The following is a 22,121-nucleotide window of genomic DNA, read 5'->3' as shown; positions in this document are numbered from 1 at the left end:
AACCTATCGCTCAATCTAATAAAATTAAAAGATCTTGATTCCTGTTTCTGGCTTCTTGATTCTTACTTCTGGACTCTATTTCCCCCTAAACCGCAAACGACGTACCGCAACCGCAGGTGCTGGCAGCATTAGGGTTGTTAAAGGTAAACCCGCGTGCATTTAAACCGTCCTGAAAATCAATTTGCATCCCGGCAAGGTATAGGCCGTGTGCTTTATGCATAAAAACTTTAATGCCATCAATAAAGTAAATCTGGTCGCCGTCTTTTTGCTGGTCAAAGCCTAAAACATAGTTCATGCCCGAGCAGCCGCCGCCTTCTACGCCAACGCGCAAACCAAAATCATCATTCAACTCTTGCTGATCTTTCAATTTCTCAAGTTCTTTTACCGCGCCCGCAGTAAAAGAAACAGGGGCCACAATGGTTTCAACAGCAGTACTCATGTTATTTTTAATTTGATATGCAAATATAAGGCAAAATGCGGAGTTTTGCGGGGAGGCTAATGTTTATGACACCTTGCTAACATTTTACCCAAATTATGGAAATTTACAGTTATATATTTGATGTTTTAAAATACTTTGTTGCCGGTATGGCAATTTTTGGTGCGGCATATGCGCTAATTAAGCCTCAGCTTAATCGTAGCGAAAAATATCAGTTGCTTGAGTTTCGTAAATCGTTAAGCAGCCAAACCCTGCCTTTGCGTTTGCAGGCCTACGAGCGCCTGGTGTTGTTTGTTGAACGTATTAACCCATCAAACATGCTTATTCGTTTAAACGGGCCTTTATATAGTGCAAACGAATTGCAAACTATGGTTATTGCCGAAATTCGCGAAGAGTTTTTGCATAACGTAACCCAACAAATTTATGTAAGCACCCGCGCATGGGGTGTTACGCGTAGAGTTAAAGATGATACCATAGCCATTATAACAAATGCCGTAAAGGGTTTGCCCGAAAACGCTACCGGTATGGATTTAAGCCGGCTGATACTGTTGCATTTAAGCCACCAGGAAGATAATCCTTATGATATTGCCCTGGCCGTTATTCGTCAGGATTTGGAACAGATTCTTTAATAACTGCCATGTCTCACAAAAAAATTACCACCTCTTCGGGCATCCAGATACGCGAAGTTTATACCAGTACCCGGCAGCCAATGGATGAATTGCCCGGCGAATTTCCATATACGCGTGGTATACAGAAAGATATGTATCGCGGCCGCCCCTGGACGATGCGCCAGTACGCAGGCTTTTCTACAGCCGAAGAATCAAACAAGCGCTACCATTACTTGTTGAGCCAGGGCACTATGGGACTTTCTGTAGCGTTTGATTTGCCTACCCAGATAGGTTATGATTCCGACCACCCGCTTGCCGAAGGCGAAGTAGGCAAAGTAGGCGTAGCAATTGATTCGTTAAAGGATATGGAGATACTTTTTGATGGTATCGATCTGCAAAAGATCACCTCATCCATGACAATCAATGCCACCGCCTCAACCTTGCTGGCCATGTACATTGCATTGGCGAAAAAACAAGGTGCCGATTTAAAACAAATATCTGGCACCATACAAAACGATATTTTAAAAGAATACGCCGCGCGCGGTACCTACATTTATCCGCCACAGCAGTCTATGCGGCTCATTACCGATGTTTTTGAATACTGCGCCAAAGAGGTGCCCAAATGGAACACCATATCTATATCGGGCTATCACATCCGCGAGGCAGGTTCAACGGCCGTGCAAGAACTGGCTTTCACCCTCGCCAATGGTAAAACCTATTTAAAGGCCGCTATTGATAAAGGCTTGGATATTAATGTGTTTTCTAAACGGCTTTCCTTTTTTTTTAATTGCCATAACAATTTTTTTGAAGAGATAGCCAAGTTTCGCGCCGCGCGGCGCATGTGGGCAAATATTACCAAACAGTTGGGCGCGACTGATGCGGGTGCCCAAAAACTGCGTTTCCATACCCAAACGGGTGGCTCAACGCTCACTGCGCAACAGCCCATGAACAATATTGTGCGGGTAGCCAACCAGGCTATGGCGGCTGTTTTAGGCGGCACACAATCGTTACATACCAACGGGTACGACGAGGCCCTATCGCTGCCAACCGAGGCCGCCGCTAAGGTTGCCCTGCGTACACAGCAAATAATAGCCTTTGAAAGCGGCGTTACCGATACCGTTGACCCGCTTGCCGGATCGTTTTTTGTTGAAACCCTAACCGATGAACTGGAAGCCGCCGCTCAATTATATATTGATAAAATAGATGCAATGGGCGGCTCGGTAAAAGCCATTGAGCAAGATTATCTTCAGCAAGAAATAGCAAAGGCGGCGTACCAGCATCAAAACGATATTGAAAGCGGCCAGCAGGTGGTAGTGGGCGTTAACCGTTTTACCCAGCCCGAAGAAAAAGGTATAGAACTTTTTAGGGTTGACGATGCTATACGCATTACACAAATTGATAAGCTTAAAAAGTTAAAGGCCCACCGCGATAACGGTGCCGTTGCCCTTGCTCTCCAAAATTTACAACAAGCTGCCCTTGGCGATGAAAACCTGATGCCTTATATTTTAACAGCCGTGGAGTGTTATGCCACTTTGGGCGAAATTGCCGATACACTGAGGCAAATATTTGGCGAATATTAAAACAATTTATTGCTTTTGCCATTGATGGTTAAGCAGGTATAAATAATTGAAAATTTAATTGAAGGTAACGAGATGGATGCCGTTTTTTTGTCTTAATTTTGAACCCCCTCGCAACCCTCCCCCTAACTATAAAGCTATGTTTTGATTAGGGGGGAAAGCTTGGATTTTTTTTGCAATTATGCGCTTTATAGCTAAAAAGTGGATAATTGCCGTAACAAACGCGTTACAGAGTGTTTTAATGATGAATATCGGAAAAGTGAAATTTTAATTTTTTTATAAACTTATTTTTTCAATATTCGATGTTCCGGAACAGGCCCTGATTAAGTTTCGTTGGGTGTTTGTAAATCAATAATTTAATAGATGATAATGGAAAAAACGTGTACAAATGTTTGGAATAACTGCTTGCAGATAATTAAGGACAACATCCCGGCCCAAAGCTTTAAAACTTGGTTCGAGCCTATAAAAGCCTTAAGAATTGAAGGTAGTGTATTAACCATACAGGTACCAAGTTTATTCTTTTTTGAGTGGTTGGAAGAACATTATGTTGGCTTATTGCGTAAAACAATAAAAAAGCAATTAGGCGAAGACGGGAGGTTGGAGTATAACATTGTTGTTGAGCAATCATCATCAAGCAAACCATATACTACCAACATGCCATCTAACGGAAACGGCGCCGAAGGTAAAAATCAATCAATGCCAATACCAATATCTATTAATAAAGACATTAAAAACCCGTTTGTGATACCCGGACTTAAAAAGTTACAGGTTGACCCGCAATTAAATCAAAATTACACGTTCGATAGCTTTATCGAGGGCGATTGTAACCGCCTTGCCCGTTCGGCAGGTTATGCAGTTGCAGCTAAACCCGGTGGCACATCGTTTAACCCATTAATGATTTATGGTGGAGTAGGTTTAGGTAAAACTCACCTTGCACAGGCCATTGGTAACGAAATTAAACGCACCCTGCCGGATAAGCTGGTACTCTATGTATCGTGCGAGAAATTTACCCAGCAATTTGTTGACGCTCTAAAGCACAATAACATTAATGATTTTGTGAACTTTTACCAGGCGATTGATGTGCTGATTATGGACGATGTACACAACTTTGCCGGTAAAGAAAAAACACAGGATTTCTTTTTCCATATCTTTAATCACCTGCACCAATCGGGCAGGCAGCTTATTATCACATCTGATAAAGCACCTAAAGATTTGGCCGGTTTAGAAGAGCGTTTGCTATCGCGTTTTAAATGGGGCCTTTCGGCCGATCTGCAAATTCCGGATCTGGAAACTCGTATGGCTATCCTCAAAACCAAAATATATCAGGATGGTATTGATTTGCCAAACGAGGTTATAGAATACGTTGCCCACAATATTGATAACAATGTGCGCGAACTGGAAGGTGCAATGGTATCATTACTGGCACAATCCACACTAAACCGCAAGGAAATTGATTTAAACCTGGCCAAGCAAATGTTGAAAAACTTTATCAAAAACTCAACTAAAGAGATTTCGATGGAGTACATACAAAGCCTGGTTTGCGAGTACTTTGAGGTACCGATAGAAATGGTAAAATCGCAAACCCGCAAACGCGAAATTGTACAGGCACGCCAAATATCAATGTACCTGGCTAAGGCACACACCAAAAGCTCACTAAAATCAATAGGTTCATTTTTTGGTGGCCGCGATCACTCTACAGTGATATATGCCTGCCAAACCGTTGAAGATTTAATAGATACCGATAAAAAATTTAAAGGCTACGTGGCTGATATTCAAAAGAAATTAAAGATGTCGTAGTGAACTACGATGGTCCGATAAAGAAAGAAGTCCCTGTTTCAGAAAGAAATAGGGACTTTTTTTATAAGTCGTAAAAAACGCGGCGAATTTTGAATAACCGAAAGAGATTGTTAAAATGTGAACTGAGCATTTATAGACTTAACGGTTAATTGCCCGTCGGCAGATGGTAACTGCTCATAATTGCCGTTTCGCAAAAGGTAATGCCAAACGTTTTTATTTTCCGGGTCTATAATAATGTACTCAGGAATTTGGTTTTTTTGATAAAGTTCAAATTTCTTTTTCTTATCGTAGTCTTTATTTGACGACAAGACCTCCAAAACTATGTCTGGCGAGCCGACAATGCCTTTCTTCTCAATTTGGCTTAACTTGGCAGTGCTGATAAAAACAACATCAGGTTGTACAACAGTTAGCCCGTCATCTAAATACACATCCAAAGGTGAAATATAAACCTTGCCCAACTGATTGGCCTTTACTGCCTGTGTAAGATTGAGAAATATATCGCCCAATAATTCCTGGTGATCTGATGTTGGTGATGGTGACATGTATAGCGTATTATCAATAACCTCACAACGGGTGCCTTCGGGGAGCATATTAAAAACTTCCATTGCGGTGCGTGGAATGTCAAGTATTTGTTTCATAACATAGCTAATTTAATAACAAAACTCTACAAAACGAAATCTGTTTGGTGGCGTTCCATTTTGCAATTATAGACTACGATGTACTTTTTATGATTTCAGTTTTGAAAAATAGTATATTAGCAAATAACCCAAACCTAATGAAATTAAAGCTAAAATTGTGGCATGTGCTTTTGCTTTTTTTGCCTTTTGTATGCGGCTGCGTGATACTGGAATTTCATTATCGACTCAGTTTTGAAATTGCAAACTTTTTGTCGGTTTTAACGCTATCGCTTATTGTTTACTATCAAACCTATTTAGTTTTAAATTTCAATGAACAGTCGGGCAAGCAATCAAAATTTATTAAAATAAACGCCTATATACCTGTAGCTTTTTTTACATGGTATTTGTTGGATATTTTGTATTTTACAATTATAACACCGCACTCCGGTTTTGTAGAAGGCCCGTTAAAAAAAACGGATTTCAACTTAAAAAGTTGGATTATTATGGGTTTTATAATTCACGGTTGTATAACCTATTATCTTGTAAACAACCTATTTGTAGCAGCAGCCATTAAAAAGTTAACCGATAAGGATACAAAAGCAAAATTTAATACAGAGTTTTTAGTGCCTATAAAAAGGTTAATACGGCTAACGTTAGTTATAGTTATTGGGGCATTAATAGGATTAGTAATATTTGCAATGGGGAAATTGTTGTAATCAGTTACTTCAACTCACCTAATTTCATCAGCGCATAAAACAAGTTGGTGCAATGCAGGGCCTGGGCAATTTTGTTTTCGGCAAGTAATTGTTTCACTTCGGCAATGGTGTATTCTTCAACCACAATCTCTTCGTGCGCATCTAAATTTTGTGCGTTGGTTTTTTTTCCGTTTTTGGCTATATAACAATAGGTGTGGTTATTGCCCGTGGCCGGGTTGGCATAAACAACGGCTATTTGCTCAATATCGTTAAAGCTGTAGCCGGTTTCTTCTAAAAGTTCGCGTTTAATGCCATCTTCGGGGGCTTCGCCCGGTTCAATAACCCCACCGGGCAACTCTAACGAAACTATTTGAGCCGCGTGGCGGTATTGGCGCACCAATAGTATTTTACCTTCATCGGTAATGGCTACGGCATTGCCCCAGTTAGGGTATTCTAACACAAAATAACCTGGTACCACGCGGCCATCGGGCATTTGGCAAACATCTTTGCGTAGTGTGGCCCATGGGCCTTTATGGATATAGGTTGATGAAATTATTTTCCAGGTAAGGTTTTGCATACGGTGTTTAAAGTTTTGTGGTATTAAACAACAAATATACAAATCGGCAACGCGTTTATATCAAGGCAGCGATAGTAATTACCAGCTCCCGCTGGAGCCGCCCCCGCCCGAATCACCTCCGCCAAAGCCGCCAAAACCTCCGCCCGAATCGCTCCCACCGCCGCCGGAGTTATTGCCGCCACCAAAAAAGCCGCCGCCGCTATTACTGTTACCCATAGCCGATCCCATTAAAAACCACCAAAACGGGCTTGCGCCACCCCGCCTGCCAATAATATGCCCACCGCCGCCGCCTCGGTTCCTAAATATAAATACAAGCACAACCACTACAATAATTATAACAATTGCAATACTTGCCCCGCCGCCGCCATCATTGTTGTTAACTTGTTTTTTTGTTTTGGCATCGGCCTTATACTCGCCCTTCATATGGGCAATAAGCGAACTGGTGGCTTCGTCCAGGCCTTCGTAATATTTGTTTTGTTTAAAATTTGGAGTAATGCTGTTCGTGATAATCTCGTGCGTAACAATATCAGGCACTGCACCTTCGGCACCGTAGCCGGTTTGTATACTTACTTTATGGTCGGCCATGGCAACCAATATCAGTATGCCATTGTTTTTGCCTTTGGTTCCAATTCCCCAGGCCCTTATCAATGCTGCGCCGTATTGGTTTATATCATAACTACCAACAGATTTTAAAATCACCACCGCAATCTGGGTACTGGTAGAGTCGTCAAAGGCAACCAGTTTGCTTTCCAGCCTAGCCTTTTCATCGGGCGATAGGGTATTGGTTTGGTCGGTAACTAAAGTGGTTGATTTTGGAGGTAAATCCTGAGCGTAGGCCAAACAGGCCGATACAGCAAGCAGAAAAATGAGTGTGAGTTTTTTTAACATCTTTTTTATTAATTACCGTCCATAAATGCTATGTCGTTGGGCAGCTCGTTCGGCCCGTCGTTGCGGTGGTGTGGAAAGTATAGTTGCAGTTTGTTTCCTGCTATTTTCAGGCCCGTAACTATACCGTCTACTACGTCACCTATCTTAAAGTGCGCCAGCATTTCATCCTTAGTAGTGTCCCAAAAGTCCGCCGGCACAACTTTGTTAATTCCTTTGTCGCCAATAATGGCAAATTTACGGTCTACAGTGGCCACATATATTAAAATGCCGTGGCGGTGGCGGGTATGTTGCATTCCTAATTCCTCAAAATACTTAGCTGCACGCAGCAAAACATCTTCGCCGCATTTTTTTTCCACGCAAACACGTAACTCGCCTGTAGTGTATTTTTCAACCTCTTCAATTGCTTTGCGTATGCGTTCTTGCTCGCTGTCGTTAAATAGTGCCATAATATCACCGATTAATTATTGATATGATTACGCTGGTTGCTGTGTTTGTTTGATAGGATGATATACACTTAATTAATGTTGATCTAAATTTTTTGCGCCGATGTTAATTATTGAACATAATCAATGAATTGAATTGCTCATCAAAATCGAATCATCAATCAGCGTAATCATAATAGTCAATTAATCAGCGGTCAAAACTGTACTTTGGGTGCAACAGCACTTCCCGCTTCGGCCTGGAAATATCCCTTCTCGGTAAACCCAAACATTTTGGCGGTTAAATTTGCCGGGAATGCGCGTATTTTACTGTTATACTCTTGCACGGCGGTATTAAAATCGCGGCGGGCAACGGTTATCCTGTTTTCGGTACCCTCCAGTTGGGCTTGTAAGCCTAAAAAGTTTTGGTTGCTTTTTAAATCGGGATAGTTTTCGGTAACCACCATCAGTTTACCCAAAGCTGTACTAAGCTGGCCCTGCGCCGCCTGAAATTTTTGAATAGCCTCCGGCGTTAATTTAGTGGGGTCAACTTGTACCGATGTTGCTTTTGCCCGTGCGTTAATAACATCGGTAAGGGTGCTTTTCTCAAAATTTGCCGCGCCTTTAACGCTTGCCACCAAATTAGGTATCAAATCCGAGCGTCGCTGGTAGTCGTTTTCTACCTGTCCCCATTTGGCTTTAACATTTTCGTCAAGGCGGGTCATGCTGTTATAACTGCACGAGTTTAACAACAAGGCAACAGTTACCATAACAATGGCCGATAATATCTTTTTCATGTTGGGTTAGTTTTTTGTGTGATTATATCTTGTAATACACAAAATACCTACCTTTGTTTCTATTCGGGATAATAACCCGACCCCAACATGACCAAAGAACTCGAAATAGTATGCCTTCCCGAAGAGCATGAAGACGAAAATGCCCTCAAAAAAATAGCGGCTACAGCACTTAAAATACCATTAAACACAGTATCGGCCCTAAAAGTACTCAAGCGCTCTATTGATGCCCGCGGCCGCAAGGTGCTTTACCGCATGCAAATAATTATTTTTATTGGTGAGCAGCCGCCGGTACAAAGTTATAACATACAATACCCCAATGTTAGCCATGCCAAACACGTTGTTATTATAGGTGCGGGCCCTGCCGGGTTATTTGCAGCGTTGCAATGCATAAAGCTGGGTTTAAAACCAATACTATTGGAGCGTGGCAAAGATGTTAAACAACGCCGGCGCGATTTGGCCGATATTAATAAGCAAGGCATAGTAAACCCCGAATCAAACTATTGCTTTGGCGAAGGCGGGGCGGGTACCTACTCCGACGGGAAGTTATACACACGCTCAACCAAACGTGGCGATGTAACCGAGGTACTCAAAGTATTTGTGGCGCACGGCGCGTCCGAAGATATTTTGGTAAATGCGCGGCCGCATATAGGCACCAATAAATTACCGCAAATAATAACCGCCATTCGCGAAACTATACAAAATGCGGGCGGCGAAATTCACTTCGACTGTAAGGTTACCGCTTTAGATATTCAGTTCAATAAAATTGCAGGCGTTAAAACCGAATCGGGCCAAAACATCGCAGCCAAGGCGGTTATCCTGGCAACGGGGCACTCTGCGCGAGATGTTTTTGAGATGCTGCATGCCCAGGGTATCCTTATCGAAGCTAAAGCTTTTGCATTGGGTGTCCGTATCGAACATCCTCAACATATCATAGATGCCGCCCAATACCACTGCGAAAACCGTGGCGAACACCTGCCGCCATCCTACTACAACCTGGTGGAGCAGGTTGATGATAGGGGAGTGTTTTCGTTCTGCATGTGTCCGGGTGGTATCATCGCGCCATGCGCAACAGCCCATAACGAGATTGTGGTAAACGGCTGGAGCCCGTCAAAGCGTAATAATCCTTTCGCCAACTCGGGCACCGTGGTGCAGGTTAACCTTGAAGATGTTGGGGGTAATGCCGATGATCCTTTCCGTATGCTAAACTTTCAGCACGGTATTGAGCAATTGGCCTTTAAAGCAGGCGGCGGAAAGCTGGTTGCCCCCGCCCAGCGTATGGTTGATTTTGTGGAAGGAAGGGCATCTGCCGGTTTGCCGCAAAACTCCTATCTGCCCGGCACAACAAGTGTAAACTTAAACCAGGTGTTGCCTTTGTGGATACACCAGCGTTTACGAAAAGCCCTGCCCGCCTTTGGGCGAAAAATGAAAGGCTATTACACTAACGAAGCCATTTTGGTAGGAGTAGAGTCGCGCACATCGTCGCCCGTTAAGGTGCCGCGCAACAAAGAAACGCTACAGCATCCGCAAATTTCGGGGTTATTTCCTTGCGGCGAAGGTGCCGGATACGCTGGTGGCATAATTTCTGCTGCTATAGATGGTATCAACTGCGCCTCGGCAGCTTTTAAAATATTATAGTGATGGATAAATCGGCAAAATTACAAACACAACTCCAAACTATATTGTACGGACAGCCCTGGTACGGCACACCTATATATACCATACTGGAAGCGGTAAGTTTTGAGGCCGCTTACCAAAAGCCTCAGGGCGCATTGCATAACATTTACCAAATTTTAACACACATGCTCGCCTGGACAGAAGAGGCTACCGAAAGGATGCAGCAAAAACCAGCCGCCCAACCTCTGCGGGGCGATTGGAGCACTTCGGGCACGCCCGATGAGCAAAAATGGTTGCAACTTATAGCAAGCTTTAAGTTAGCCAATGTAGAACTAACACAACAGATAACTGCGTTTACAGATGAGCAGTGGACAGAAGATACCAACGACAGCCGCGAAACCTACACAGGCTACGGCGCAACCTACGAAGCACTTATTACCGGCCTCATGCAGCACCACGTTTACCACGCCGGGCAAATTTCAATCTTAAATACAATAATAAATGGCTAGTAAAAAAACTTTGGTATTAGGTGCCACACCCGATGCCAGCCGATACGCATACCTTGCAGCAAACCGCCTGGTAAAAAACGGACACGACATTATTAACGTTGGCCTTAAAAATGGCGAGGTTGCAGGCGTTACGATTGAAAAGCCGCAGGCTATTCACCACGATGTGGATACCCTTACCTTATATATAGGTACGCGCAACCAGCCTCCTTTATATAACTATATACTGCAAACAAAACCGAGGCGTATTATTTTTAACCCAGGCACCGAGAATGCCGAATTAGAACAAATGGCGGCTCAACAGGGTATAGAAACCATTGAGGCCTGCACCCTCGTTATGTTATCAACCGGCCAATATTAATTATTTGTTTACCCGCTAAGGAGAAAAAGATAGGTTTTTTAGCACACTATGTCCGTTTATAAAAATTAAATCAACATAGTTTATATACTCCAAACGGCTAACATAGTAGTAAAACAGCGAAGTTTTAACCCTAATAACCGCAAGATAACGTTAAGTTAACAATTAGTTTTTCCGATTTTGTTATTGAATTACAGTGAGTTGAAAGATGAATACAAATTATAAGCTATTTTGTTTGGTAGCAAGCCATAATTATCCATACATTTGCAATCCCAATTGAAAAAAGAGGGTTGTTTTTTGAAAAGTGCAGAGTTAAGAAAAGAGTTTATTTTTATCAAAAAAAACATTGTTAAAGTTAAAAAGATTCTTACCTTTGCAACCCGCAAACGAGGCGATAAAAAAGCCGAGTGATTGTGAAAAGGAGAAAAAATAAAAATTTATTTTCTTTGAAATAACAAAAAGGTTCTTACCTTTGCAGTCCCAAAAGAAACGAAGGTTTCGGAAGGGTAAAAAAAGAAGATACCGGAAGCGATTTCCGGGATTAAACAAAGCAGAAGATTTAAGCCTTACGGGGTTATAAATATAAAAGGCGAAGCGGGAAGCGGAGCCGAGAAAGTTCTTTAAGAGGAAGTAATAATGAATGTAGCGGAGTAGAATTCGAGAGGAAACTACGAAGCGACAAAAAGGATAGCGAGAGATTATCTGTATAAAGATATATAATACAGAGATTCTACAAATAATAAAGTAGGGTCACGATTAAAACTTAAAATTTACAATGGAGAGTTTGATCCTGGCTCAGGATGAACGCTAGCGGCAGGCCTAATACATGCAAGTCGGACGGGATTTGGGAGCTTGCTCCTGATGAGAGTGGCGCACGGGTGCGTAACACGTATGTAACCTACCTTATCCAGGGGGATAGCCTCTCGAAAGAGAGATTAAGACCGCATAACATTACGACTCAGCATTGAGATGTAATCAAATATTTATAGGGATAAGATGGGCATGCGGGACATTAGCTAGTTGGCGGGGTAACGGCCCACCAAGGCGACGATGTCTAGGGGATCTGAGAGGATGACCCCCCACACTGGTACTGAGACACGGACCAGACTCCTACGGGAGGCAGCAGTAAGGAATATTGGTCAATGGGCGGAAGCCTGAACCAGCCATGCCGCGTGCAGGAAGACGGCCCTACGGGTTGTAAACTGCTTTTGCAGGGGAATAAACCTTCGTATGTATACGAAGCTGAATGTACTCTGAGAATAAGGATCGGCTAACTCCGTGCCAGCAGCCGCGGTAATACGGAGGATCCAAGCGTTATCCGGATTTATTGGGTTTAAAGGGTGCGTAGGCGGCCAATTAAGTCAGGGGTGAAAGACGGTAGCTTAACTATCGCAGTGCCTTTGATACTGATTGGCTTGAATGGACTAGAGGTAGGCGGAATGTGACAAGTAGCGGTGAAATGCATAGATATGTCACAGAACACCAATTGCGAAGGCAGCTTACTATGGTTTAATTGACGCTGAGGCACGAAAGCGTGGGGATCAAACAGGATTAGATACCCTGGTAGTCCACGCCCTAAACGATGAACACTCGATGTTAGCGATATACAGTTAGCGTCTAAGCGAAAGCGTTAAGTGTTCCACCTGGGGAGTACGCCCGCAAGGGTGAAACTCAAAGGAATTGACGGGGGCCCGCACAAGCGGAGGAGCATGTGGTTTAATTCGATGATACGCGAGGAACCTTACCCGGGCTTGAAAGTTAGTGAATGATTCAGAGACGGATCAGCTCTTCGGAGCACGAAACTAGGTGCTGCATGGCTGTCGTCAGCTCGTGCCGTGAGGTGTTGGGTTAAGTCCCGCAACGAGCGCAACCCCTATGTTTAGTTGCCAGCACGTTAAGGTGGGGACTCTAAACAGACTGCCTACGCAAGTAGAGAGGAAGGAGGGGACGACGTCAAGTCATCATGGCCCTTACGTCCGGGGCTACACACGTGCTACAATGGATGGTACAGAGGGCAGCTACCTGGCAACAGGATGCAAATCTCTTAAAGCCATTCACAGTTCGGATCGGGGTCTGCAACTCGACCCCGTGAAGTTGGATTCGCTAGTAATCGCATATCAGCAATGATGCGGTGAATACGTTCCCGGGCCTTGTACACACCGCCCGTCAAGCCATGGAAGCTGGAAGTACCTGAAGTGCGTAACCGCAAGGAGCGTCCTAGGGTAAAGTCGGTAACTGGGGCTAAGTCGTAACAAGGTAGCCGTACCGGAAGGTGCGGCTGGAATACCTCCTTTCTGGAGCAGATAATCGCTCCTCGCTACTTTATAGCGCACGCTGCATTCATTATTTATTTTCTTTTTATAAAAAAACAGTTTAGTATTGAGTAGAGCGTATAGCGTATTGAGACAAAAGACTCAGAATGGCTGATGCTTGAAGAAAGAATGTGAAGTGTCGCAATACGCAATACGCACATCTCAAGACTAAATAAGAAACACCCAAAAGACAAGCCAATTGGTGGCTGTAACTATAATTAGTGTACAGATTATTCATAAGGCAGTGAAAGGTCGGAAGTCAGAAGTCTGAAGTCAGAAAGTTAGTTAGCAAAAGCGGCTAACCGGAAAAACTAATGACAAATGAACGAATGACCAATGACTGACAGAAAAAATAGTCCGGTAGCTCAGTTTGGTTAGAGCACTACACTGATAATGTAGGGGTCAGCAGTTCAAATCTGCTCCGGACTACACTTTGGTTTATTGGTTCAAGAGTTCAATGGTTCATTAGTCCTTTTAAAAGGCACGAATGAGCGAATGGCTAGTGAACGAATGAACAAAAGACACACTTGCCTTAAGGGGGATTAGCTCAGCTGGCTAGAGCACCTGCCTTGCACGCAGGGGGTCAACGGTTCGAATCCGTTATTCTCCACGCTGCTTGAAAGAGTCAAGATGCAAGAATCAGGAAGCAAGACAAAAAGTCTTGGTTCGTGGCTCTTAACTCTTGCTTCTGCGAAGCAAAACGTTCTTTGACATATTGGAAGAAGTAATTGAAAAAAGAGAAAACAACAGTAGAGACGTTGTTTTGGCTTTAGAGGTTTACGGAATCAAAGGTAAAAAGGTAGTAATACCAATGAACTGATGAACAAGTGAACCGATAAACGGAACAACAATCAAAAAGCATACTATACGAGCAAAAGGCGTATAAGTAGAAGAAAGTAAGAAAGGGTACACGGGGGATGCCTTGGCTCTCAGAGGCGATGAAGGACGTGATAAGCTGCGATAAGCCGCGGGGATTGGCAAATATGAATTAATCCGCGGATTTCCGAATGGGGAAACCTGGCCGTTTGAAGAACGGTCGTATAAATACGCAAACCCGCTGAACTGAAACATCTAAGTAAGCGGAGGAAGAGAAAACAATAGTGATTTCCTGAGTAGTGGCGAGCGAAAGGGAAGAAGCCCAAACCGGTTATGTTACGGCATAACCGGGGTTGTAGGACCACAACATGAATATTAAAATGAATCTGAACAGGGTGGGAAACCTGGCCATAGAGCATGAGAGCTGCGTAAGAGTAAGTAATAATAGGATAGTGGTATCCTGAGTACCGCGAGGTCGGAGACGCCTTGTGGGAATCTGCCGGCACCATCCGGTAAGGCTAAATACTCCTGAGAGACCGATAGTGAACCAGTACCGTGAGGGAAAGGTGAAAAGAACCCCGAACAGGGGAGTGAAATAGAACCTGAAACCGTGTACTTACAAGCGGTCGGAGCGGACTTGTTCCGTGACGGCGTGCCTTTTGCATAATGAGCCTACGAGTTACTCCTCTCTGGCAAGGTTAAGTGATTAAGTCACGCAGCCGAAGCGAAAGCGAGTCTGAATAGGGCGTGCAGTCAGAGGGGGTAGACGCGAAACCTTGTGATCTACCCATGGACAGGTTGAAGGTGCCGTAACAGGTACTGGAGGACCGAACCGATAAACGTTGAAAAGTTTCCGGATGATCTGTGGGTAGGGGTGAAAGGCTAATCAAACTGGGAAATAGCTCGTACTCCCCGAAATGTTTTTAGGAACAGCCTGGCGGTTGAGTTATATAGAGGTAGAGCTACTAATTGGGTGCGGGGGAGTCAAATCCTACCAAATCCAGATAAACTCCGAATGCTATATAATATACGCTGGAGTGAGGCTCTGGGTGCTAAGGTCCAGGGCCGAGAGGGAAAGAACCCAGACCATCAGCTAAGGTCCCTAAATTACCACTAAGTTGAACTAACGAGGTCCGATTGCACAGACAGCTAGGATGTTGGCTTGGAAGCAGCCATTCATTTAAAGAGTGCGTAACAGCTCACTAGTCGAGCGATCGGGCATGGATAATAAACGGGCATCAAGTGGTATACCGAAGCTATGGATTTGCAGCAATGCATCTGGTAGGGGAGCATTCTACTGTCAGCGAAGCAGATACGTAAGTTACTGTGGAGATTGTAGAAAAGCAAATGTAGGCATAAGTAACGATAAGGCGGGAGAGAAACCCGCCCACCGAAAGACTAAGGTTTCCTGATCAACGCTAATCGGATCAGGGTTAGTCGGGGCCTAAGGTGAAGCCGAAGGGCGTAGCCGATGGACAACTGGTTAATATTCCAGTACTTTTTATAACTGCGATGCGGTGACGGAGTAGTGACACTGACGCGAACTGACGGAATAGTTCGTTAAATGCCGTAGGTATAGGAGACACAGGTAAGTCCGTGACTCTTGCTGAAAGCAGATAGTACTCGGAACCTTCGGGGGATGGGATAGTTCAGGTAATCAGACTTCCAAGAAAACCCGCTAAGCTTCAGGTTATAAAAACCCGTACCGTAAACCGACACAGGTAGTCGAGGAGAGAATCCTAAGGTGCTCGAGTGAATCATGGCTAAGGAACTCGGCAAAATGGCCCTGTAACTTCGGGAGAAGGGGCGCTGGCAGTAATGTCAGCCGCAGTGAAAAGGCCCAGGCGACTGTTTAACAAAAACACATGGCTTTGCAAAATCGAAAGATGACGTATAAGGCCTGACACCTGCCCGGTGCTGGAAGGTTAAGAGGGGATGTTAGTCGCAAGGCGAAGCATTGAATCGAAGCCCCAGTAAACGGCGGCCGTAACTATAACGGTCCTAAGGTAGCGAAATTCCTTGTCGGGTAAGTTCCGACCTGCACGAATGGTGTAACGATCTGGGCGCTGTCTCAGCCATGAGCTCGGTGAAATTGTGGTATCGGTGAAGACGCCGGTTACCCGCAACGGGACGGAAAGACCCCATGCACCTTCACTATAGCTTAACATTGACATCGGGTACAGGATGTGTAGGATAGGTGGGAGACTGTGATCTGGCTTCGCTAGGAGTCAGTTAGTCAACGTTGAAATACCACCCTTTCTGTATTTGGTGTCTAACTCTGCAATGTGGAGAACATTGTTTGGCGGGTAGTTTGACTGGGGTGGTCGCCTCCAAAAAGGTAACGGAGGCTTTCAAAGGTAAGCTCAATACGCTTGGTAACCGTATGCGGAGTGCAATAGCATAAGCTTGCTTGACTGTGAGGCAGACAAGCCGAGCAGGGTCGAAAGACGGATATAGTGATCCGGTGGTTCTGCATGGAAGGGCCATCGCTCAAAGGATAAAAGGTACGCTGGGGATAACAGGCTGATCTCCCCCAAGAGCTCATATCGACGGGGAGGTTTGGCACCTCGATGTCGGCTCGTCACATCCTGGGGCTGGAGAAGGTCCCAAGGGTTGAGCTGTTCGCTCATTAAAGTGGCACGCGAGCTGGGTTCAGAACGTCGCGAGACAGTTCGGTCCCTATCTGTTGTGGGCGTTGGAAGTTTGAGTGGGGCTGACCTTAGTACGAGAGGACCGGGTTGGACTAACCTCTAGTGAATCTGTTATGGCGCCAGCTGTACTGCAGAGTAGCTACGTTGGGAATAGATAAGCGCTGAAAGCATCTAAGTGCGAAACTAGCCACAAGATGAGACTTCCATTGAGGGTCGTAGGAGACTACTACGTTGATAGGTTACAGGTGTAAAGGTGGTGACATCATAGCCAAGTAATACTAATAACCCGAAGCTTTCTCATAGCAGGTATTTATGGTTCATTAGTTCATTGGTCATTAGTTGATTGGTCTTAGCAATAAGAGCAGATTACAAATGAACAAATGACTAATGAACCGAAACACAAAGCTGTTGTTTTCTCTTAAATCAATTACTTCTTTCAATAATATGTCATTGTTTAATGGTTCATTAGTTAAGTTGTTCGTTGGTCATTAGTCCAAGAAGAATCATAAGCTTATCAACCTTAACAAATTAAAATATCAGTTCGGTAAACCAACGTTAGCAGATACGAATCCGCTAATGAACAAGTGAACCAATGAACTAGCAATATTCAGGTGCCTATATCGGCGGTGTCTACCTCTTCCCATTCCGAACAGAGAAGTCAAGCCCGCCAGAGCCGATGGTACTGCGGTAAAACGTGGGAGAGTAGGTCGGTGCCCAATCTTAATTAACCCTGTCAACGATAGTTGATGGGGTTTTTTGTTGTGCAACGAAGTTTTTTAAATCCTGGACTTTTTCTCCTTGTTTAAATCAAAGCCGGTAATCCTATTAGGTTTGCTCAATTACGGATTGTTGGCATCTTTCCGGATAATTCTCAACCTTTATTCGCCCGGCCGATTTTTTATTGTTGAAACAATAAGGTAACCCTAAACGTTATTTGCACTGATAGGGGTATGAGAGATATTTATTTTAGGCTTGCGCTGGCTGCGCTGTTATTGACGGCAGTTGTTGGCTGTGGCGTAATAAAGTCAATGGGTAACAATCCGGATGGCGCAGCACTTGCCCGGTTGGACACTTTGCCTAATTACAAAGATAGCGGGTTCCAAAATCTGGTTAAACGTCCCGATTCCACTGTCAAACACAATAGGTTGTTTTCTATTTTAAGTAACCGCCGCCAACCCATACGGCCTTGTTACAAATTGCCATGGGTTAAAACTAATTTAAAAACACTGGCAGCAAGCGCGCCCACAGTGGTTTGGTTTGGGCATTCGTCTTTACTTATTAAAACCATTGATTGTAATATACTCATTGATCCTGTTTTTAGCAACCATGCCGGGCCGGTGCCTGGCGTGATGAGGGCGTTTGGAGGCACCAAGCATTACCACGCTAAGGATATGCCGCCAATTGATGTGCTAATTATTTCTCATGACCACTACGACCATTTGGATTATCGTACCTTTAAAAAACTGAGAGCCAGTATTAAAATGGCTGTAGTGCCAATGGGGGTGGGTTCGCATTTGATTTACTGGGGATTTGATCCTGGAAAAATTATTGAACTAAATTGGAACCAATCTGTTACCCTACCCGGAGTTATAGTTACCGCCACGCCAGCTCAGCACCACAGTAACCGTAAGTTTACCCAACACGATAAAACACTTTGGGCATCATACGTAATACAATTGGGCAGCTACCGGCTGTTTTACGGTGGCGACGGCGGGTATGGCACTCATTTTGAGCAAATAGGGCGGCGATATGGCCCGTTTGATTTGGCACTGTTGGAATGTGGCCAATACAACCAGCCATATGTTCATTTAGGTTTGGGCCAACCTGCGCAGGCTGCTGTGGACCTACGGGCTCGTTTGCTGCAGCCTATCCACTGGGCCAAGTTTCCGGAAGCTAATCATCCGTGGGATGAGCCTATAGAAACGCTTCTGCAAGCTGCGCAAAAGTTGGGTGTACAGGTAAACGTTCCCCGTATAGGCGAGCCTTATACTTTGGGCGACCCGCCCAGGCAAGTTATTTGGTGGGACTTTTAATAAATGATTTTGAACTATATACCCTACCCAGACCATTAACCACCGTTTAATGCTATAAAAAATGGCGACAATATTTAATGGAATATAGCAGCGAAGCAGATATAGCCATTCAATAACATAAAAATAAAAGACGGTAACGACTGCAAAAATCCGTCTTTCATTTTTAATCTTACGCCAAAACCAATTGCCATTAATAAAGACAGGCCGCCGGAGGATATAACCAATGCAGGTTGCCAAATTAAGCCCACCAGCAGCCCCAACCCGCCAAGCAGTTGCAGCAAGCCAACGAGTTTTCTAAACCTATCCAGGCCATAGCGTTCAAACTCTTGCTTCATGCCGGAATTGGCAAAGAACAACATCCCGTAAAAAAGGAATGCAACAGCCGAAAAAATAATTAATATAGTGAGCAACATTCAAATTAAATTAACCCGGAATTAACTCCGGCTATAAACAAACACAGGATTAACAGAAACGCCGAAGGGACAAATTTTTGAAATGGATTTTTTACCTTAAAGTGCGCTGCCTGTGCACATAGCATGAGGCCCGCCATAAAAAGAGCCGGAACCAATACCAATGCGGGATACCATATACCGGCAATTAAAAGTGTTGATAGGGCTATTTTGGCGGCACCCACAAAATTGCGTAATAAATCCGCAATGCCGTATTGCTTAAATTCTTTAACAATGTTATCATAGCGGAATATCCACACATAGGCAACCGTGATGGCTACAACGAGTTGGGCATAAATTGAGAGTGTTTGCATTTGAATACTTATTTAAGTGAATGATAATTTTATGATGGATTTTCGGTTTTAAGGTGCTGTTGTTTCTTTTGCGCTACGAATAGTCCCCAGGCAAAACCAACATAAAGTACCGTTACAATAACGGTAAGAATAATCAAATCTAAATTTTCCATATTAGTTGTTTTTTTTAAGGTTAAAATAGATCAGCAATCCAACCATTGTTGGCGGCCAAAGCCCGATAAATATTGCACGGTCATGGTCTTTAAGAATGATGTAGTAGTATTCCGATATGAATATGATAGCTACGATCATAGTCAGTATGGCAAATTCGATTTTAGAAAACTTATTCATTGTGGTTTAATATGAGGTTACAATTTATTGTAAGACACCGGCTTGGTACCGATAAAAAAAAGCAATAGAAGCTTCCGGTGCTAAAATGACCGGAATTTGAGCGGGATCGGCAAGGGAAATTAAATGCTTACCAGGTTCATAAACTTCTGGCGAGGTAAAAGATGCGGACTTAGTTATGCCTGTTTACAATTGAGTAGGTTTTTTGAGTAAAGTAACTGCTGGTGTTATAATTGGTTAGGTAATTTGAAATCTATACATGTTTATGGAGCTGGTTTACAGCCCCTGCTATTTGTTTTTTTTACTGATTTTATTGCCGCTTATTTGCTTTTGCCGGCTACATTTAAACCTGAACGAAGACTGTTCTCCTAATTTTTCGTGCTTGGTTATTCGGCCCTGAACCCGTTTACGCCATAATTTAAAACTCGATAACTTCATTTCCCTCCGCATTAATGCTATCACTTGTTGCTCTGTAAAGCCAAATTGCAGCCTGATCGCATCAAAGGACGTGCGGTCTTCCCATGCCATTTCAATGATGCGGTCTGTATCCGTAGCGTAGCCCTCTTTTAAAATCGAAATCATAAATTAATTAAGTTTTTTGTTTTCGGAGGATAGGTTAAACAACAAGTGTTGCCGGCATACAGGCATTTTGATAGCAATGGAGAAGTAATCTCATATTAAAAAAACTAAAAACATAATTAAGGGTTTGTGATGAAATTTTTTGGTGGTCAAATATAGTATATTTTAGTACTATATATTTATTATTTGGAATGTTTTTGTATGATAATTGTTTTGAAAAGCTGCGTTGTTATGTCTTACTAAAACAATAAACTACCCATCCCGTCTAAAAAATGTCAACTTGTCATAAACTATTTGCGGCAAGCTATTTGAATAGCATATATTTGTTAATTAAATTAAAAGAAAATATCATGGCTTTAGAAATCACCGATGCAAACTTTGAAGAGTTAGTATTAAAATCAGATAAACCAGTACTTATTGACTTTTGGGCTGAATGGTGTGGCCCATGTAGAATGGTTGGTCCGGTAGTAGAAGAAATAGCAAAAGACTATGCCGATACAGCAGTTGTAGGCAAAGTTAATGTAGATAATAACCCAGGCATATCAATGAAATTTGGTATCCGTAACATACCTGCCTTATTGTTTTTTAAAAATGGCGAAATTGTTGACAAGCAAATTGGTGCCGTTCCAAAATCTGTTTTAACAGGTAAATTGGATAAACAATTATTAAGCTTTAGCTAATTAGCAGGCGCATTGCGCTAATTGTAACATCATATTTAAAGCGCTCCGGGTAGTTCCGGAGCGCTTTTTTTGTGCTTGCACCTTGGCTAAAAACTCTTAAATTCGTTGCATGCCGCCATCGTTATCAAGCAACCAACAAGTACAACAATTAGCCAATTTAGAATTATTGGCCCGGCAGGTTGTTGAGGGTTTTATTACCGGCTTGCATCAAAGTCCGTTTCACGGGTTTTCGGTTGAGTTTGCCGAACATCGGCTGTACAATAATGGCGAATCGGTAAAAAACATTGATTGGAAGCTAATGGCCCGTACCGATAGGCTATACGTAAAGCAGTTTGAAGAAGAAACCAATTTACGCAGCTATTTACTGCTTGATACCTCATCAAGCATGAACTATCCCGATAAGGGCCTTAGTAAAATGCAGTTTTCGGTTTATGCTATAGCCGCTTTAATGTATTTGTTTAAAAAACAGCGCGACGCCTTTGGCTTGTGTTTTTTTTCGGACAAGGTTGATTGGTTGAGCCGGGCACGGTCGACCTCAAACCATTTATTTTATCTATTTGCCGAATTGGAGCGGATGTACCTGCAGCCGCGCGCCAAAAGCCAAACCGATATTGCCGGCGTTTTGCACCATATTGCTGAGGACGTGCATCAGCGATCAATGATAATCCTGTTTAGTGATATGCTTGAAAACGGGATGGACGAGCAAAAAGCGGAAGCTTTATTTTCGGCCCTGCAACATCTAAAACATAATAAACACGAGATCGTTATTTTTAATGTTGCCGATAACCAAAAAGAACTGGCTTTTGATTTTAGCAACCAGCCCCACCATTTTATTGACCTGGAAAGCGGCGAAGAGTTACGCGCACACCCTAACCAAATACGCGGCACCTACCTTAACTCACTCAACAACTGGCGGCATCAACTACAATTAAAATGCGCCCAATACCACATTGATTTAATTGATGCCAACATTCACGATGGTTTTGATAAGGTGCTTAAAGCCTACCTTATTAAACGAAATAAAATGGCCTGAAATAGGTAAGCCCCGCGTGCCGGAAGGCGATAGTTTAA

General features: G+C 43.4%; 22 protein-coding genes, 2 tRNA genes and 3 rRNA genes. 16 read left to right on the top strand and 11 right to left on the bottom strand.

Annotated features, from left to right (window positions below; genetic code table 11):
• Positions 1–85: 85 nt before the first annotated feature.
• A complete protein-coding gene (locus BDD43_RS27295; protein WP_121201385.1) occupies positions 86–439 on the bottom strand; it encodes a HesB/IscA family protein in 354 nt (117 codons plus the stop codon).
• Between the two features lie 95 nt (positions 440–534).
• Here BDD43_RS27295 and BDD43_RS27290 point away from each other — a divergent pair, with 95 nt between their 5' ends.
• The 3 genes from BDD43_RS27290 (at position 535) to dnaA (ending at position 4,418) form a co-directional block, all read left to right on the top strand.
• A complete protein-coding gene (locus tag BDD43_RS27290; RefSeq protein ID WP_121201384.1) occupies positions 535–1,065 on the top strand; it encodes a DUF7935 family protein in 531 nt (176 codons plus the stop codon).
• Positions 1,066–1,073: 8 nt separating this feature from the next.
• Positions 1,074–2,624, top strand: a complete 1,551-nt coding sequence (locus BDD43_RS27285) for an acyl-CoA mutase large subunit family protein (RefSeq protein ID WP_121201383.1) — start codon at positions 1,074–1,076, stop codon at positions 2,622–2,624.
• Positions 2,625–2,990: 366 nt separating this feature from the next.
• On the top strand, positions 2,991–4,418 hold the full coding sequence (gene dnaA / locus BDD43_RS27280; protein WP_121202146.1) for a chromosomal replication initiator protein DnaA: 1,428 nt from the start codon (positions 2,991–2,993) through the stop codon (positions 4,416–4,418).
• 110 nt (positions 4,419–4,528) lie between these two features.
• On the opposite strand, the gene BDD43_RS27275 is transcribed toward dnaA, so the two are convergent.
• Positions 4,529–5,056, bottom strand: a complete 528-nt coding sequence (locus BDD43_RS27275) for a Uma2 family endonuclease (protein ID WP_121201382.1) — start codon at positions 5,054–5,056, stop codon at positions 4,529–4,531.
• A 386-nt stretch (positions 5,057–5,442) separates the two neighbouring features.
• Here BDD43_RS27275 and BDD43_RS29800 point away from each other — a divergent pair, with 386 nt between their 5' ends.
• The gene (locus BDD43_RS29800; RefSeq protein WP_147425757.1) at positions 5,443–5,751 is read left to right on the top strand and encodes a hypothetical protein; all 309 of its coding nucleotides are present in this window, start codon (positions 5,443–5,445) and stop codon (positions 5,749–5,751) included.
• A gap of 4 nt (positions 5,752–5,755) precedes the next feature.
• Here the strand turns inward: BDD43_RS29800 and BDD43_RS27265 are convergent, their stop codons facing one another.
• The 4 genes from BDD43_RS27265 to BDD43_RS27250 form a co-directional block, all read right to left on the bottom strand.
• Positions 5,756–6,307 carry an NUDIX hydrolase gene (locus BDD43_RS27265; protein WP_121201380.1) on the bottom strand — a complete coding sequence of 184 codons (552 nt, stop codon included), beginning with the start codon at positions 6,305–6,307 and terminating at the stop codon, positions 5,756–5,758.
• A gap of 78 nt (positions 6,308–6,385) precedes the next feature.
• Positions 6,386–7,195 (bottom strand): TPM domain-containing protein, encoded by an 810-nt coding sequence (locus BDD43_RS27260; RefSeq protein WP_121201379.1) that lies wholly within the window; start codon positions 7,193–7,195, stop codon positions 6,386–6,388.
• A gap of 8 nt (positions 7,196–7,203) precedes the next feature.
• Positions 7,204–7,641, bottom strand: a complete 438-nt coding sequence (locus tag BDD43_RS27255) for a TPM domain-containing protein (protein ID WP_121201378.1) — start codon at positions 7,639–7,641, stop codon at positions 7,204–7,206.
• 191 nt (positions 7,642–7,832) lie between these two features.
• A complete protein-coding gene (locus tag BDD43_RS27250; RefSeq protein ID WP_121201377.1) occupies positions 7,833–8,411 on the bottom strand; it encodes a LemA family protein in 579 nt (192 codons plus the stop codon).
• Positions 8,412–8,498: 87 nt separating this feature from the next.
• On the opposite strand from BDD43_RS27250, the gene BDD43_RS27245 reads away from it, so the two are divergent.
• From BDD43_RS27245 to BDD43_RS27205, 10 genes are all read left to right on the top strand, one after another.
• Positions 8,499–10,046, top strand: a complete 1,548-nt coding sequence (locus BDD43_RS27245) for an NAD(P)/FAD-dependent oxidoreductase (RefSeq protein ID WP_121201376.1) — start codon at positions 8,499–8,501, stop codon at positions 10,044–10,046.
• Positions 10,047–10,048: 2 nt separating this feature from the next.
• Positions 10,049–10,534, top strand: a complete 486-nt coding sequence (locus tag BDD43_RS27240; RefSeq protein ID WP_121201375.1) for a DinB family protein — start codon at positions 10,049–10,051, stop codon at positions 10,532–10,534.
• Complete coding sequence (locus BDD43_RS27235) at positions 10,527–10,892, top strand: CoA-binding protein (protein WP_121201374.1); 366 nt, start codon at positions 10,527–10,529, stop codon at positions 10,890–10,892. The genes BDD43_RS27240 and BDD43_RS27235 overlap by 8 nt, the downstream gene beginning before the upstream one ends.
• Positions 10,893–11,165: 273 nt before the next feature.
• A complete protein-coding gene (locus BDD43_RS30940; protein ID WP_262707440.1) occupies positions 11,166–11,300 on the top strand; it encodes a hypothetical protein in 135 nt (44 codons plus the stop codon).
• A 361-nt stretch (positions 11,301–11,661) separates the two neighbouring features.
• Positions 11,662–13,183, top strand: a 16S ribosomal RNA gene (locus BDD43_RS27230).
• 372 nt (positions 13,184–13,555) lie between these two features.
• Positions 13,556–13,630 (top strand) — tRNA-Ile (locus BDD43_RS27225).
• 107 nt (positions 13,631–13,737) lie between these two features.
• Positions 13,738–13,811 (top strand) — tRNA-Ala (locus BDD43_RS27220).
• 280 nt (positions 13,812–14,091) lie between these two features.
• Positions 14,092–16,969: ribosomal RNA gene (locus BDD43_RS27215) — 23S ribosomal RNA — on the top strand.
• A 306-nt stretch (positions 16,970–17,275) separates the two neighbouring features.
• A 5S ribosomal RNA gene (rrf, locus tag BDD43_RS27210) occupies positions 17,276–17,387 on the top strand.
• The 16S, 23S and 5S rRNA genes sit together here with 2 tRNA genes alongside, the layout of an rRNA operon.
• Before the next feature lie 231 nt (positions 17,388–17,618).
• A complete protein-coding gene (locus BDD43_RS27205) occupies positions 17,619–18,701 on the top strand; it encodes an MBL fold metallo-hydrolase (protein ID WP_121201373.1) in 1,083 nt (360 codons plus the stop codon).
• Between the two features lie 74 nt (positions 18,702–18,775).
• Here BDD43_RS27205 and BDD43_RS27200 read toward each other — a convergent pair whose 3' ends face one another.
• The 5 genes from BDD43_RS27200 to BDD43_RS27190 all read right to left on the bottom strand — a co-directional run bounded on the left by BDD43_RS27200 (position 18,776) and on the right by BDD43_RS27190 (position 20,373).
• On the bottom strand, positions 18,776–19,114 hold the full coding sequence (locus BDD43_RS27200; RefSeq protein WP_121201372.1) for a DoxX family protein: 339 nt from the start codon (positions 19,112–19,114) through the stop codon (positions 18,776–18,778).
• A gap of 5 nt (positions 19,115–19,119) precedes the next feature.
• Positions 19,120–19,464: a DoxX family protein gene (locus BDD43_RS27195; RefSeq protein WP_121201371.1), complete on the bottom strand. Its 345-nt coding sequence runs from the start codon at positions 19,462–19,464 to the stop codon at positions 19,120–19,122.
• A gap of 29 nt (positions 19,465–19,493) precedes the next feature.
• On the bottom strand, positions 19,494–19,616 hold the full coding sequence (locus tag BDD43_RS30935) for a hypothetical protein (RefSeq protein WP_262707439.1): 123 nt from the start codon (positions 19,614–19,616) through the stop codon (positions 19,494–19,496).
• Between the two features lies 1 nt (position 19,617).
• Entirely contained in the window at positions 19,618–19,794 is a 177-nt protein-coding gene (locus BDD43_RS30305; RefSeq protein ID WP_162847181.1) for a hypothetical protein, read from the bottom strand.
• A 285-nt stretch (positions 19,795–20,079) separates the two neighbouring features.
• A complete protein-coding gene (locus BDD43_RS27190) occupies positions 20,080–20,373 on the bottom strand; it encodes a TIGR03643 family protein (protein ID WP_121201370.1) in 294 nt (97 codons plus the stop codon).
• A 347-nt stretch (positions 20,374–20,720) separates the two neighbouring features.
• Between BDD43_RS27190 and trxA the strand changes: the two genes are divergently transcribed.
• Both trxA and BDD43_RS27180 read left to right on the top strand, forming a co-directional pair.
• A complete protein-coding gene (gene trxA, locus BDD43_RS27185) occupies positions 20,721–21,050 on the top strand; it encodes a thioredoxin (RefSeq protein WP_121202145.1) in 330 nt (109 codons plus the stop codon).
• Positions 21,051–21,159: 109 nt separating this feature from the next.
• The gene (locus BDD43_RS27180; protein WP_121201369.1) at positions 21,160–22,083 is read left to right on the top strand and encodes a DUF58 domain-containing protein; all 924 of its coding nucleotides are present in this window, start codon (positions 21,160–21,162) and stop codon (positions 22,081–22,083) included.
• Positions 22,084–22,121: the final 38 nt, after the last annotated feature.

Origin of the sequence: Mucilaginibacter gracilis (assembly GCF_003633615.1) — a bacterium.
Taxonomy (GTDB): Bacteria; Bacteroidota; Bacteroidia; order Sphingobacteriales; family Sphingobacteriaceae; genus Mucilaginibacter; species Mucilaginibacter gracilis.
Note: the sequence above shows the minus strand (reverse complement) of the source record. Positions and strands in the feature narration are given on the sequence as shown.

Bases quoted from the DNA above. Each gene is read 5' to 3' on its own strand.
- BDD43_RS30305 (WP_162847181.1), bottom strand. From the start codon at position 19,794: ATGAATAAGTTTTCTAAAATCGAATTTGCCATACTGACTATGATCGTA.
- BDD43_RS27180 (WP_121201369.1), top strand. From the start codon at position 21,160: ATGCCGCCATCGTTATCAAGCAACCAACAAGTACAACAATTAGCCAAT.
- BDD43_RS27295 (WP_121201385.1), bottom strand. From the start codon at position 439: ATGAGTACTGCTGTTGAAACCATTGTGGCCCCTGTTTCTTTTACTGCG.
- BDD43_RS27265 (WP_121201380.1), bottom strand. From the start codon at position 6,307: ATGCAAAACCTTACCTGGAAAATAATTTCATCAACCTATATCCATAAA.
- BDD43_RS27195 (WP_121201371.1), bottom strand. From the start codon at position 19,464: ATGCAAACACTCTCAATTTATGCCCAACTCGTTGTAGCCATCACGGTT.
- BDD43_RS27250 (WP_121201377.1), bottom strand. From the start codon at position 8,411: ATGAAAAAGATATTATCGGCCATTGTTATGGTAACTGTTGCCTTGTTG.
- BDD43_RS27200 (WP_121201372.1), bottom strand. From the start codon at position 19,114: ATGTTGCTCACTATATTAATTATTTTTTCGGCTGTTGCATTCCTTTTT.
- BDD43_RS30935 (WP_262707439.1), bottom strand. From the start codon at position 19,616: ATGGAAAATTTAGATTTGATTATTCTTACCGTTATTGTAACGGTACTT.
- BDD43_RS27245 (WP_121201376.1), top strand. From the start codon at position 8,499: ATGACCAAAGAACTCGAAATAGTATGCCTTCCCGAAGAGCATGAAGAC.
- trxA (WP_121202145.1), top strand. From the start codon at position 20,721: ATGGCTTTAGAAATCACCGATGCAAACTTTGAAGAGTTAGTATTAAAA.
- BDD43_RS27240 (WP_121201375.1), top strand. From the start codon at position 10,049: ATGGATAAATCGGCAAAATTACAAACACAACTCCAAACTATATTGTAC.
- BDD43_RS27190 (WP_121201370.1), bottom strand. From the start codon at position 20,373: ATGATTTCGATTTTAAAAGAGGGCTACGCTACGGATACAGACCGCATC.
- BDD43_RS27290 (WP_121201384.1), top strand. From the start codon at position 535: ATGGAAATTTACAGTTATATATTTGATGTTTTAAAATACTTTGTTGCC.
- BDD43_RS27205 (WP_121201373.1), top strand. From the start codon at position 17,619: ATGAGAGATATTTATTTTAGGCTTGCGCTGGCTGCGCTGTTATTGACG.
- BDD43_RS27285 (WP_121201383.1), top strand. From the start codon at position 1,074: ATGTCTCACAAAAAAATTACCACCTCTTCGGGCATCCAGATACGCGAA.
- BDD43_RS27260 (WP_121201379.1), bottom strand. From the start codon at position 7,195: ATGTTAAAAAAACTCACACTCATTTTTCTGCTTGCTGTATCGGCCTGT.
- BDD43_RS27275 (WP_121201382.1), bottom strand. From the start codon at position 5,056: ATGAAACAAATACTTGACATTCCACGCACCGCAATGGAAGTTTTTAAT.
- dnaA (WP_121202146.1), top strand. From the start codon at position 2,991: ATGGAAAAAACGTGTACAAATGTTTGGAATAACTGCTTGCAGATAATT.
- BDD43_RS27255 (WP_121201378.1), bottom strand. From the start codon at position 7,641: ATGGCACTATTTAACGACAGCGAGCAAGAACGCATACGCAAAGCAATT.
- BDD43_RS27235 (WP_121201374.1), top strand. From the start codon at position 10,527: ATGGCTAGTAAAAAAACTTTGGTATTAGGTGCCACACCCGATGCCAGC.